Origin of the sequence: Paraburkholderia lebeckiae, assembly GCF_014201005.1 — a bacterium.
In the GTDB taxonomy this organism is placed as follows: domain Bacteria; phylum Pseudomonadota; class Gammaproteobacteria; order Burkholderiales; family Burkholderiaceae; genus Paraburkholderia; species Paraburkholderia tuberum.
Genome location: NZ_JACHDK010000026.1, coordinates 1 through 12501, shown reverse-complemented (window position 1 = coordinate 12501; position 12501 = coordinate 1). Strand labels below are relative to the sequence as shown.

The 12501-nt window shown below is 61.8% G+C and carries 11 protein-coding genes and 3 pseudogenes; 6 read left to right on the top strand and 8 right to left on the bottom strand.

Features of this window, described 5'->3' with window-relative positions; translation table 11 throughout:
* Nucleotides 1–24: 24 nt before the first annotated feature.
* The 5 genes from HDG39_RS29945 to HDG39_RS29925 form a co-directional block, all read right to left on the bottom strand.
* The gene (locus HDG39_RS29945) at nucleotides 25–1023 is read right to left on the bottom strand and encodes a site-specific integrase (protein WP_184011226.1); all 999 of its coding nucleotides are present in this window, start codon (nucleotides 1021–1023) and stop codon (nucleotides 25–27) included.
* Complete coding sequence (locus tag HDG39_RS29940) at nucleotides 1020–1964, bottom strand: tyrosine-type recombinase/integrase (RefSeq protein ID WP_184011224.1); 945 nt, start codon at nucleotides 1962–1964, stop codon at nucleotides 1020–1022. Before HDG39_RS29940 ends, HDG39_RS29945 begins: the two co-directional genes overlap by 4 nt.
* Nucleotides 1961–3199 (bottom strand): tyrosine-type recombinase/integrase, encoded by a 1239-nt coding sequence (locus tag HDG39_RS29935; protein ID WP_184011222.1) that lies wholly within the window; start codon nucleotides 3197–3199, stop codon nucleotides 1961–1963. The genes HDG39_RS29940 and HDG39_RS29935 overlap by 4 nt, the downstream gene beginning before the upstream one ends.
* A 428-nt stretch (nucleotides 3200–3627) precedes the next feature.
* Entirely contained in the window at nucleotides 3628–3867 is a 240-nt protein-coding gene (locus tag HDG39_RS29930) for a site-specific integrase (RefSeq protein ID WP_184011220.1), read from the bottom strand.
* Nucleotides 3868–3887: 20 nt separating this feature from the next.
* Nucleotides 3888–4217: a hypothetical protein gene (locus tag HDG39_RS29925; protein ID WP_184011218.1), complete on the bottom strand. Its 330-nt coding sequence runs from the start codon at nucleotides 4215–4217 to the stop codon at nucleotides 3888–3890.
* Nucleotides 4218–6246: 2029 nt separating this feature from the next.
* Between HDG39_RS29925 and HDG39_RS29920 the strand changes: the two genes are divergently transcribed.
* Complete coding sequence (locus HDG39_RS29920) at nucleotides 6247–6567, top strand: DUF1330 domain-containing protein (protein ID WP_221305915.1); 321 nt, start codon at nucleotides 6247–6249, stop codon at nucleotides 6565–6567.
* A gap of 462 nt (nucleotides 6568–7029) precedes the next feature.
* Here the strand turns inward: HDG39_RS29920 and HDG39_RS29915 are convergent, their stop codons facing one another.
* Entirely contained in the window at nucleotides 7030–8148 is a 1119-nt protein-coding gene (locus tag HDG39_RS29915) for an NADH:flavin oxidoreductase (protein ID WP_184011216.1), read from the bottom strand.
* Nucleotides 8149–8249: 101 nt separating this feature from the next.
* On the opposite strand from HDG39_RS29915, the gene HDG39_RS29910 reads away from it, so the two are divergent.
* The 4 genes and pseudogenes from HDG39_RS29910 to HDG39_RS29895 all read left to right on the top strand — a co-directional run.
* Nucleotides 8250–8660: a winged helix-turn-helix transcriptional regulator gene (locus tag HDG39_RS29910; protein ID WP_184011214.1), complete on the top strand. Its 411-nt coding sequence runs from the start codon at nucleotides 8250–8252 to the stop codon at nucleotides 8658–8660.
* A 183-nt stretch (nucleotides 8661–8843) separates the two neighbouring features.
* Nucleotides 8844–10271 carry an aldehyde dehydrogenase family protein gene (locus HDG39_RS29905; protein WP_184011212.1) on the top strand — a complete coding sequence of 476 codons (1428 nt, stop codon included), beginning with the start codon at nucleotides 8844–8846 and terminating at the stop codon, nucleotides 10269–10271.
* Nucleotides 10272–10474: 203 nt separating this feature from the next.
* Nucleotides 10475–11254, top strand: a complete 780-nt coding sequence (locus tag HDG39_RS29900; protein WP_260328352.1) for an NADPH-dependent F420 reductase — start codon at nucleotides 10475–10477, stop codon at nucleotides 11252–11254.
* 207 nt (nucleotides 11255–11461) lie between these two features.
* A pseudogene (locus HDG39_RS29895) lies at nucleotides 11462–11632 on the top strand (transposase domain-containing protein); the annotation flags it as partial.
* 213 nt (nucleotides 11633–11845) lie between these two features.
* On the opposite strand, the gene HDG39_RS29890 reads toward HDG39_RS29895, so the two are convergent.
* Nucleotides 11846–12091 carry a hypothetical protein gene (locus HDG39_RS29890; protein WP_184011208.1) on the bottom strand — a complete coding sequence of 82 codons (246 nt, stop codon included), beginning with the start codon at nucleotides 12089–12091 and terminating at the stop codon, nucleotides 11846–11848.
* 52 nt (nucleotides 12092–12143) lie between these two features.
* On the opposite strand from HDG39_RS29890, the pseudogene HDG39_RS29885 reads away from it, so the two are divergent.
* A pseudogene (locus HDG39_RS29885) lies at nucleotides 12144–12410 on the top strand (hypothetical protein); the annotation flags it as partial.
* Here the strand turns inward: HDG39_RS29885 and HDG39_RS29880 are convergent.
* Nucleotides 12407–12501: pseudogene (locus tag HDG39_RS29880) on the bottom strand (IS5/IS1182 family transposase); the annotation flags it as partial. The pseudogenes HDG39_RS29885 and HDG39_RS29880 sit on opposite strands and share 4 nt — an antisense overlap.

Genomic DNA, 12501 nt, shown 5'->3' with positions numbered 1-12501 from the left:
ATCACCCAACATAGTTTCGTGACCCTACAGGCTGTTCAGAAAGGCGAGCAGTTGGTCCGTCGGGCAGAAGCGTCCCGCCTTGCCGCGTAATGGCGACATCTTCGCAAGGGCCTGTTCCTTCATTGCAAGCGTTGCCTCGAGATAGATCTGCGTTGTTTCTACCGATTCGTGTCCGAGCCACAGTGCAATCACTGAACGAGGAACGCCCGATTGAAGAAGGTCCATGGCAACCGTATGCCTCAAGCAGTGGACGGTGATCCGCTTCGTGTTCAAGGAGGGACACATTCTTGACGCCGCTTCTCTATGCTTGTTTATCAGGTACTGGACGCCATGGACACTGAGACGTCCTCCCCTGGCGCTCGGGAACAGCACATCACCATCACCGCGCTGCGGCTCGCGCAACCAGGATTTCAATACGGCGCGCGTAGACTTCGTGATCGGCGTGCAGCGCTCTTTGCGTCCCTTGCCGATTACGCGTACATGAGCGCCGGCACCAAGAACGAGATCCTCGCGTTTGAGTCCAGTCATCTCGGATAAACGCAGGCCGGTCTGCGCAGCCACCAGCAAGAAGGCATGATCACGTCGGCCGGACCAGGCACGTTGATCGGGCGCGGCAAGGAGTGCGTCGATCTCCGGGCGAGTCAGGAAGTTGACGAGCGTGCGGGTGAAGCGCTTGCTGGGAATGGCTAGCACGCGCTGGATCTGCGCAGAATACTCCGGCGCTTCGAGAGCTGCGTACCGGAAGAACGAGTGAATTGCCGTTAGGCGAAGATTACGGCTGCGAGTGCTTACGCCATGACGCTTCTCAAGGTCGTCCAGAAACGCGACAACCAAGGGGGCGTCGATCTCCTTGAAGTCCAGACCTGACGGCGGCTTATGCAGGTGTTGCTCGGCGAACCTCAGAAACTGACGGAAGGTGTCTCGATACGAGATGATGGTGTGAGGACTGGCCTGCCGCTGCTGCATCAGGCGCTGTATAAAGAATCGCTCCAGAAAGGGAGCAAAGCTGGCTGACTTGTTCATGAGCGGTTCTCCCAATGCCGCTCGAGTCGGCCCATCGATTCGCGCATGAGTTCGGGCGAGGCGTTGAGGTACCACTGCGTATCGGCCACATGGACATGACCGAGGTAGGCCGACAGGATGGGCAGACGACGCTCGGGGTCCTGTCCAGACCGGTACCAATGTAGAAGCGTTCTCGTCGCAAAGACGTGCCTCATGTCATGCAGGCGTGGCCCGTGACTGTCTGATTCGCCGCGCAGCCCAATCTGGCGCGAGAGTCGATAAAAGGCGCGATGAATCTCGCTGTTGTCCAGCCGGTTCCCCCTATTGGAAGCGAATACGTAGGATGACACGGTTCGCCCGGCCCAATAACGTTCTCGCCGTGCAATGTAGGCGGCAAGTACTTTGCAGGTCGAGACATGTAAAGGAACGAGTCTCGACTTGCCGAACTTGGTGCCGCAGATCGTCAACACTCCTGTCTTCAAATCAACGTCTTCAAGTTCAAGGTTTCTGACTTCGCCCAGACGCATACCCGTTACGCTGAGGAGCCCGAACAGGCAATGATAGGTCCATGGCTGCAGTTCATCGCGTCGGAACCTGCACGGCATTTGAAGCGCCGCGTCCAGCAGCGCTCGAATCTCACCATCCGAATATAGATATGGTCGTGCCCGCGTCGGCCGAAAGGGAAGCAGGCCTTGCGCTGGGATCTGGGTGCGTGGATCGGTTGCACTGCGATAGCGCGCGAACATACGGACAAAGCCCAGCCTCTGCGCCCAGCTTGCGGGTCGCTGCCATGATGGTTGCTGAGCCCATTCGAGAGCGAGCGATTGCGTGATGTACGAGGCGCGGCGTCGTTCCATGAACGCGACAAAGTCGCGCAATCCCTTGTCTGCCTCATTCAGCTTGAATCCGAGGGCGCGTCTCACGGTAACGTACTCGTCGAGCGCTTGCCGAAGCGTGTTCATCGCACACCTCCTGGCCATGGCACGGCCAGCGTTCGCAGCGCCTTGATATCGACCTTCGTGTAGATCCTCGTGGTCTGTGGATGCCGGTGTCCAAGGAATTCACCGATCTCGCCGAGCGACGCACCGTGGCACAGCATCTCAGTGGCCAATCCGTGGCGAAATTGGTGTGCTCCCATAGTCGGCGCGTCAATGCCGGCGCGCTGGAGCGAATGACGCACAACGGAGCCGACCGCACACGCGCTCCGAAACCCGGTGAACGGAGCTCTTGAGCGCAAGAATACGCGCCGACAGAGGCCGGACGGTCGATCACGACTCAGATATGCGGCGATCGCCCTACCGACGTCAGCGGGCAAGGGCAATTCGTTGCACAACCCGCTGTTGTTGCGAACAGTCAGGCATCCCTCGGCCCAGTCGATGTCGTTGAGTTCGAGGAACGCTACTTCTCCCGACCGCAATCCAAGTCGGGCAAGCAGGAGCAAAATGGCGTAGTCGCGACGACCAACCGCACTTCGACGATCGATGCTAGCAAGCAATTGCCGGATTTGAGCCGGCGCGATCGCGCGGGGAATCGCAGGCATCGACCAGTTGGCTACAACGGGAACAGCTGCGGCGAGATCGAGCGCCACGTCGCCACGATAGCTCGTATAGCGTAGAAAGGATCGCAGCCCAGCGGTCATGAGCTTCGCCCGCTTCGGGTGCAAACGTGGTGCCTGACGTCGCACGAATCTCACGATATGGCTCGCGCGCAAACGGGAGAGCGTGACCCGTTGGTTGCCGAAGCAGTCCTCCAGGAAACTGCGGACGAAGGGCACGTAGTTGCGAATCGTCGCTTCGGTCAGGGCGCGCGCTTCGCGCAAGTACGCTACGTAGGCCTTGATACAGCGCTCAATAGGCGACAGTTGGGAAACCGGTGTCTTCTCAGCGTGAATTACTTGCCTACTGCGTAGGAATTCCATGAGGTGTCCGAGGGCGGCGCGATCTCCGCGGCACAGTCGAACGATTCGCGCGCGATGTCGCAAATACCGTGTTGCATGGTCAGTGCCGATGCGGCGTGTTCCGACACCTGCGTGTTCAAGCCACCTGCTAAAGTCTGCTGCAATGCGCACTTGCCGATGCAGGGAATACGCACTGTATCCCTGATCACTCAGCGCTCTTGCAAATGAGGCGAGAAGCGTCGCAAGTGGCCCTTCAGGTGGTCGTGAGAGGACCACCTGATCATGGATGACGTACTTCACGTTGAGCTCCTTCCCCGATGTTGGGGTGCAGCGGAAAGGAGCCCCAGACTATCTCTATTTGGCTTCGCCCATTTGCCTCAAAAGGAGCAGCATTCCGGGCTTACAAGACATAGTCCGGCAGGGAAGATAGTGACGAAGCCAGTGGGGGCTGGCGTGCCGCAGCTTTGCGGCGAGCGCCGGATTGCGCGCCAGGACATGTTCCGCTGCCTCCTGGAAAAGCTGATGCTGGTATTACCCGACGCGCCGTGACCGCCCCTCCGGGCCGTTTCCTGATTTCGGTCGAGTGCACCTATCAGCGGTGTGGCTGGCGTCCATCGGTTCCGATTGACCGGCAGGCTCCGTGACCTGAGGTAGCGGCGCAAGGCATCGCGTGCGAGCGGTGGCAGCGCCACGCGGCCAGGCTTGGCCCCCTTACCGGTCACCTCCATTCACCACGTGCCACGCGTCTCCACCTCGATGTCGCCGAGCGTCGCTGCCACGAACTCGCGCGCACGCAACCCGGTGGCGTAACCGAAATCCAGCACGAAGCGCAGTCGGTGTGCCGCGGGTGGCTTCCAGCCGGCGCGTTCGAGCCGGTCTGCAAACGCGCGTACGGTTTTCCACTCGCGCCCTTCGAGAGCGCGCGCGGCGGCGAATGGGGTGCGCGGGTGAGCGCCGCGGACCGTCACGCCGGCAAACGGATTGATGATTATGTAATGCTGGTCGACCAGCCAGGCAAGGAGGGCGGCGCAGCACCGACAGCGCGTAGGCGGCTGAGCGCGGGGTGAGCCCCCGCGCTCAGCCGCCACGCCGGCGACGTGCGCGGGCAGGGTGGCCCGGTCCGGCGCGCAGCGGGCACAGGACGCGGCAGGAAGGCGCGGAAGGCAGTCGCGTCCTCGGCGGTGAGCGAGGAGAGCGGCAGTCGGCGCTCGACGACGGCCCACAGTACCAGCCGTTCGGCTTCGCGCCGGTAGGCGAGCACCGTGTGCGCCGATTCGTGCAGCCCGAGCCACGCCGCAATCGCCTCGACGTCGTTCATGGCAGCGAGGCCACACGGGCCGGGCAGCACCGTGCCCGCTGCCGGGCGTGTCCGGCAGCGGGTCAAGGCGCCGTCGCGCTCTGCCCTGATAGCGACGGAAGTCGTTTGTCCCGCGCCTTCATTGCCTACGGGGTCGCCGGTCGGGAATCCCGTGTGAAGCGCCGTTTGGGCTGGACGTGCGATTGTCGAGGCAGCCGCAACGGGCACGCGCCGGTCGTCCCCAGATTTCCTCGCAGCGCACCCCGGCCTCGCCGCGGGTTTCGCGAGATGGGCGTCTTTGCAAAACGTCGATCCGGAGCACGCTTCAGGTAATCACCGCCAGGGCTCGCATGGATCGCCCTGATCCCAGGTCATATTTCCTTTCGACCGTAGTACACGGGAGCGGTCGCGAACCGCGCACAGATGACGGTCTGTGAGGCGCCGGGCAGCGGCCCGGTCACTGAACCCGGGAAGGCCCGAGGAGGTTTCGGGTTTGCCCCGCAGACCCTCTCATGTCGAGCCATCGACGCCTGCACAGGTAGTGACGCCGTGATAGTCACGGCGTAATGACACCCGATCGGAACCGGCCAGGTCACCAGTGAGCGCACGGCCAGACAGAGACCCGAACGCGCAGGAACTTGTGATGAGCAGGGTCCGATCGAATTCCCCCGCATTTCTCCCGACGGCAAGCTGCGGGTTGAACTGATGAGTCGAACAATGGAGAAAGTGGACATCGCATCGGGATGGTTGCCGCTAGTGCAGCAGTTCGACTGGTGGGACACGTTCAAGATGACTCTGGCTTCGAGTGTCGTCAGCTCAGTTGTGACCATCGGCTGGAATTCACATCGGGACCGACGTGATCATCGGCGCGAACGGCGCGACGCTGCGCTCGAAGTCGCGCTCTCCCTTGAGAAATACGCGCGCACCTGCCGCGCCATGATGCACAGGGCCGGGTGGGCATCAGCAGAGGCGATTCGCACCGGTAGCGGTCAACCGACGGTCGGCGTCCATGTCCCTGAATTGTCGTTTCCCACCGTCGAATGGAAGTGGCTCAATCACAAATCACGTCCGTGCTGCGAGACTTTCCGGCGACAGTCCACCATGCCCGGGAGTATGTCAGTTCGACCTGGGAATATGCCCTTCCTCCGGATGTTTGCGACGACGTGGAGTTCGAGTGCGCCAGGCTGGCGAAACAGGCGCCCGGCCTGGCGCACCTGACGCGTCAGAGGCATGGCGTCGCACGATGGAGGGCCGACAACGCAGACGACGGTCTCGAGCGGCAACTGGACGAAAGTATCGCCGTGAGAGAAGCGCGCCGGAAAAAGATGTTGGAGGGAGGGGCTGTGGCTCTGTCCAGCGAGTTGACCCCGCTGGCCTGTGACGCGCCCCGAAGCAGCGTTTGACCGGAACGTCATTCGCTGCGTCAGAAGTCGGCCGTCGGGACACGCCTCGGGGCGCAAGGCGTCATCCGGGGAGTCGGGCAGGTGAGCAATTGGAAGGTCCATTCGCACGGATGCCTGACAGGGCGACCATGAAGCAAATTGCTTCGCGCCCTGATAATGCGTGCGCAGCTTTGCGCGCTCGGGCACCGCGTGCTGAGTGGAGTGCGCGGCATCGGTGCGGTTACGCAACAGAATCTCGCTGCAAATATAAGAATACCTATCTTGTGGGCGACATCGTGGCCTCAGATACGCGAGGCTGCACCAGTGACCGCAGACTACAGTGGCTCGATCGTAAGCGGCTCTGAGGCGTATCGCGCGCCCATGCGGGTGTGGTTGTCTGCTGCTTGACGCCGGTCGAGCCGATCAAGCGGCAAGAACTTCTTCGGCGGGTGAATCGCTTTCTGCCTCCCCCCGCATCGCAACCGCGCAGGGTGCAACAATCGACGCCGGCTTCGGGCCGCATTGCCAGGCCAATGCGTCGCAGCATTGTTGATGCGGCTCGAATGCTGTTGTCCACAGGGACAGCTTTATCCGCGTGGATGCTGCAGGCACGATCCGACGTTCGAGCTGCACACGTCGTTCAGCCGCGAACAACAGGAGATCAAGCCATGCATCAGAAACCCGTGCCAAAAGGCTACCTCGTCGCACACGTAAACATCACGGATGCAGCCGCCTACGCGATCTACTCAAAAGCCGCAGGCGAAGCAATAGCAAGCTTTTCAACGAAACATGTTGCGCCGAAAATCGTTGCAGTCTCAGGCAAACATGAGCATTTAGAAGGCGGTACGCACACGAAACACATGGTGATCGAGTTCGATTCGTTCGCGGATGCCAAAGCGTTCTATGAGAGCCCTGAATATCAGGCAGCGAAGGCGCTGCGCGCCGGGGCCGCGACCGGTAACTTTGTGCTGCTCGAAGGTACCGTCTAACCCGCCAGTAGTTCCACCCGAAGGAACCGAACTTGCGCCGGTTTTTTCGTTGGAAGCCGATGGTCGGCAGTCCGGTTTCCTAGATGCTATGTGGGGAGGGCGGCGACAGTAAGCCCGACTGGAGTAAAACGGGAGTTGCACACTCGTTGTCTCCTGGAGCTTTCCACCCCTTCATTTGCGGTCAGCGGACAAGCGTCGCGCAAAACAGCGGCCGACAGCGGTTCCGATTGTTTCCTGCGTCCATGGAACCTAAGCAACCGCGCAGCGGCAGCCTGCTCATGCGAGAGTATCGAGAAGTCATGGGCACATCTGGCTCGGCGGCTGGCGAACCTGGGGAAGGGCTGCAAAAGTCCTGGCATTGACGTTTGGGTGGACGATCGAGGGAAGCTCAAAACAGATGAAAGCGTGAAATTCGAATAACGAGGACGGGTTCGAAGAATGTTCCCGTCCTCGAACTCACCGTCAGACCAATTCGGCGAGCGCTGCCGCGTCGAACCCTTTCAGCGCGCCGTATTGGCCGTGTTCAACCTTTTTGACCCAGCTTGGGTCGTTGAGAATGGCCCTACCAACGGCGATCAGATCGAACTCGTCGCGTTCCATTCGCTCGACGAGACGGTCCAGGCTCGCAGGGGTCGATCCCTCGCCGGCAAAAGAGGTGGCGAAATCCTTTTCAAGCCCGACCGATCCGACGCTGATCGTCGCGGCACCCGTCACCTTCTTGGCCCAGCCGGCAAAATTTAGCCCATTTTCGCCATCGATCTCAGGAAACTCGGGTTCCCAGAAGCGTCGCTGCGAACAGTGCAGGACATCGACCCCGGCTTCAACCAGCGGCAGTAGCCAGTCCTCCATGATCGCCGGGGTCTCGGCGACGCGCACGCTCAAATCCTGCTGCTTCCACTGACTGAACCGCATGATGATCGGGAAATCCGGACCGACGGCGTCGCGCACGGCAGCGACAATCTCACTTGCGAAGCGGGACCGCTCCTTGACCGTCGGCCCGCCATAGCGATCGGTCCGCTGGTTGGTTCCCAGCCAAAAAAACTGGTCGATCAGATAGCCATGGGCGCCATGGATCTCTACCGCGTCGAAGCCGAGCGCTTTGGCGTCTCTTGCCGCCTTGGCGAAGGCGGCGACCGTATCCGCGATGTCCTCTTCGCTCATAGCCACACCGCGAGGGTCGCCGGGCGCGACTAGCCCGGATGGGCTTTCGACCGGCGCATCAGGCTCCCAGTTGTTGAGGTAACGGGTGGAACCGGTGTGCCAGATCTGAGGCGCCATGCGTCCGCCTGCGTCGTGGACGGCATCGATCACATCTTTCCAACCGGCTAGCGCGGCCTCGCCATAAAACAACGGAATGCCGCCGTCGTTGCGTGATGCAGGACGGTCGACGACCGTCCCTTCGGACAGAATAAGCCCCACGCGCCCTTCCGCGCGGCGCCGGTAATAGGCGACATTCGCGTCGCCAGGCACGCCCTCGGGGGCAAAGAGCCGCGTCATCGGGGCCATGACGATCCGGTTCTTCAGGTTGAGCGAGCGGATTGAGAAGGGACGAAACAGGGTACTGGTATCGGGGTGAGACATTGAACAGGCTCCGTTGCAAACAAAGGCATCATGGTATATGTTTGATACCTGCCGTCAATTAGGCACCTGAAGTCGCCCAGGTGTATCGAAGGAAACCACCCATGCCCGTTCCCGAACTGAAATGCTTTTCGTCTGACTGTCCCAGCCGCGCACTCTTCGACCAGATCGCGGACAAGTGGTCGATGATGGTGCTGGCCGTGCTGGACGACGGGCCGCAGCGTTTCAACGCCATCCGGCGGCGCCTCCAAGGCGTCACGCAGAAGGCGCTCACCCAGAGTCTTCGCCGGCTGGAGCGCAACGGCCTGATCTCGAGGACGGTCGTTTCGCTGTCTCCGGTGGCGGTGCAGTATCAGATCACGCCTCTTGGGCGCACGTTGCAGCCGCCATTGCGGGCACTGCATGAGTGGACGCTCGTCAAGTTTTCCGAGGTCGAGGCCGCGCGTCAGGCATTCGACGCGGCGGCCGGTGGGAGCCTGTTGGCGGAAGGATCAGGACTTCGACAGTTTGCTTGACGAGTGATCTGCAGGAACTATCGACCAGGGCCTGTGAGGGCGACCGGGACACCACCACCGAACGGGGTTGGCCCATAGCACGCGGTATCCTCAAGCCTACCTGAGCTACTCCAGGTGCCTAATTGACGCCCAGGTCTACGGCGTATACCTTGGCCTCCTTTGACGAAGATGGAGAGCCCGGATATGCAAAACAATCTTCAGTTCTATATCAACGGATCGTGGGTTGAGCCTGCCGGCGACACCGTGATCGATGTCATCAACCCCGCGGATGAATCTGTGTCCGGCCAGGTTGCGATCGGCGACGCCCGCGACGTCGACCGAGCGGTCGCCGCAGCTCGTGCTGCGTTCGAGACGTTCTCGCTGACTTCGGTCGAGGACCGTCTTGCGCTCTTCGACCGTATCATCGCCGGCTACCAGCGGCGTGCCAGGGATCTGGCCCAAGCCGTTTCGCAGGAGATGGGCGCGCCGCTTTGGCTTGCAGAGCAGTATCAGGTGCCCGTCGGCCTCGGCCACCTTCAGATCGGCCGCACTGCGCTCGCCGGTTATAGCTTCGAGGGCCCCCACGGCACTGCACAGATCGTGCGTGAGCCGATCGGGGTTTGTGCGCTCATCACCCCTTGGAACTGGCCGCTCAACCAGATCGCCTGCAAGGTCGCCGCGGCGCTGGCGACCGGTTGCACGATGGTTGTGAAGCCGTCGGAAATCTCGCCGTATTCGGCGACGATCTTCGCCGAGATCATGCATGAGGCTCAGACGCCTGCGGGCGTGTTCAACCTGGTGCAAGGCGACGGAGCAGGCGTGGGTAATGCCCTGACCGCGCATCCCGATGTGGATCTCGTCTCGTTCACCGGATCCACGCCAGCCGGCATCCAGGTGGCGCGCAATGCAGCCCAGACGGTGAAGCGCGTGCATCAGGAACTGGGCGGCAAGTCGCCCAACATCCTCCTGCCAAGCGCCGATCTGGCGTCGGCTGTTGCGGCGGGCGTCGCGGGCGTCATGATCAATAGCGGTCAATCCTGCGGTGCGCCCACGCGGATGCTGGTTCCCGCCGAGCGGATGGCGGAGGCCTCCGAGCTTGCCCGGGCCGCAGCCGAGCAGTGGGTCGTGGGGCATCCGGCTAGCAATGCGAAGATGGGACCGGTCGTATCTGAGGCGCAGTGGAACAAGATCCAGCGCCTGATCCAGTCCGGCATCGATGAAGGCGCGACGCTCGTCACCGGCGGTCCTGGCCGTCCCGAGGGACTGGAAACGGGCTTCTATGTTCGCCCGACCGTCTTTGCCAATGTGAAGAACGATATGGCGATCGCACAGCAGGAGATCTTCGGTCCGGTTCTCGCAATCATCGGTTATGCCGATGAAGCCGACGCCATCGCCATCGCCAACGACACGGTGTTTGGGCTGGCGGCTTACGTCCAGGGCGAGCCGGTCCAGGCCGAGCGCGTTGCGCGCAGGCTGCGCGCCGGCCAGGTCACGCTGAACTATGCCGACATGGACTTTGCCGCGCCGTTTGGCGGGTACAAGCAATCGGGCAACGGACGCGAATGGGGCGAGGTTGCCTTCGGCGAATACCTGGAGACCAAGGCGATCATCGGCTCGCGCCGGACTGTCTGACGTAGACTGATGTAACAAGCCGCCGATCCGGAGGCTGACGCTCGCTCAACTTCGAAAGGGGATCGGCGCTCTGGTCGGCGGGCTTCTCGACACAGACCTGATACGTCCAGTGTCGAGAAGCGAATGCGAAGCCGATCAGCCAGCCGCGACCGGACACGGCCTCACGCCGGACGCCGGCTGCGATCAACTTCGCCCTCGTTGGCTTGCGGCCGACGCTCGCGACACTTAAGGAACAGACGAACATGAAAATAGGCATCATCGGCGCAGGCAACATCGGCGCAACGCTCGCACAAAAATTTTCCGCGAACGGGCACAGCATCAAGCTGGCCTCAACCCGCCCCCCCGACGAACTACGCCAGTTGGCCCAAAAGGTGGGCGCGGAACCGGTCACTCCGGCCGAAGCGGTCGAGGACGTCGACGTCGTAGTCCTTTCCATTCCTTTCAAGAACAACCCGGAACTCGCAGGCCTGTTCGCCGATGTGCCGGCGGACGTCGTCGTCATAGACACCTCGAATTACTATCCCGTGCGAGATGGCAATATCGCCGAAGTCGACGACGGCAAGCCCGAGAGCGTCTGGTCTAGCGCCCAGTTCGGCCGCCCGGTAGTGAAGACGTTTAACGCCATTCTGGCTGGCGTGCTTGTGGACGGGGGAAAACCGCGCGGCGCAGCCGACCGCATCGCAGTACCGGTCGCGGGCGATGACGCGGCCGCCAAGGCGATCGCGCAGACGCTGGTGGACGAAACCGGGTTCGAGCCGGTCGATGCGGGAAGCCTTGCCGACTCCTGGCGCCAGCAGCCGGGCACGCCGGCGTATTGCACCTCCCTGACGGCGCATGACCTGCGCAAAGCGCTGGCGGCAGCGGACAAGGCCCGTGCGCCGCAGAACCTCCAGGCGCTCATGGACCGACTCGGCGCGTACCCCGCTTTCCCGAGCACTGACGAAATGACCGCGCTGAACCGCGAACTCAATCGCGGGAGCTAAGTGGTGCACGGAGCCGATGACGCCGATCAGCGGGAACGCAACGATGGGCGCTTCGACGTGCCGACAACGGATCAGGCCATCTCTGCGTGCAGGTAAGCGTGGCACCAGCAACGGGTTGACCGGAGACCGGCGTCTTCAGACCGCAGTGCGGAGCTGATCGGCGACGACCCACGGTGCGAGTTCGTCGATGCGGTTAATCGCATGGTCGGCGAACGTGCCGCAGCGATCTATAGCCTGATCGGCACCGCGAAGCTCAACAACGTTGATCCCGAGGCATATCTGCGGTTCGTACTCGCTCGCCTCGCCGATCATCCCATCAATCGCGTCGGCGACCTCACGCCGTGGGCCGTTGCCGCTCAGCTTCCCGCGCGTACGTAACTCAACTCCGCGTCAAGACGGTTTCGGCGACACGCTTACTGATGATCAGACGCGTGCCGCGCACCCTTCGAAACTCTGGCAGGGTCCATCGTGGATGAGTATGCGCCGGCGCTGTGCGACGTGAGTGACGAGGAAACTCCGTATTTGCTGACGCTTGCGCATGCCGCGCTGTCGCTCGGCCTGACTGCGCTTCTCGAAGTATCCGTCGGAGTGCTATTTAACCGCATCGTGCAGCATCGGGGCAGGCTGGCCGTTCCATCGATTTTGCCCGGCAGCGTGCTCGCCTATCTTCATGCCACGACCAACGGCGATTACAGCGCGGCGAGATCGCTCGTCGCGCGGCCACTGGAGAGTCTTGCACTCGCGCTTTTGCTGGCCGCACGATGCGGGCTGGCCGACGACTTCGACTTGGAGCTGCGCAATATCGACCATCTCCCGTTGAACACGTTCATTCTGCATAGCTTTCGGGACTTCGGCAGACTCGTGATCCGCGGCGGCCGGAACCATGTACGAGTTGAAAGAAATCGGCGTACCTGGCGGTCCTGTCGAGTTGGTTCAGCCAGAAAGATCCGATCTTCCGCACAAGGTATTAGCGACTGCCCGACCATTGGAGGACGGCAGGTACGCAGCGCAATTGCGCGTTCAGAGGGCACTCGGTATGAAAGGAACGTACGCGGTCGAAGAGCACTGGGATCAGCTCGGTGTATTCCTCGACGCGCAAGAGGCTTTAGTGCATGCGAAGTCTTTCGCAACAGACCTGCTGGAGCGAAAGGCCTAGGCCGTGTTCACATTTAAAAGCGGCCCAAACGAGCAGGCAAGGGACGCGAACACGAGATAGCTGTCAGCGAGCTTGTCATACCGGGTGGAGA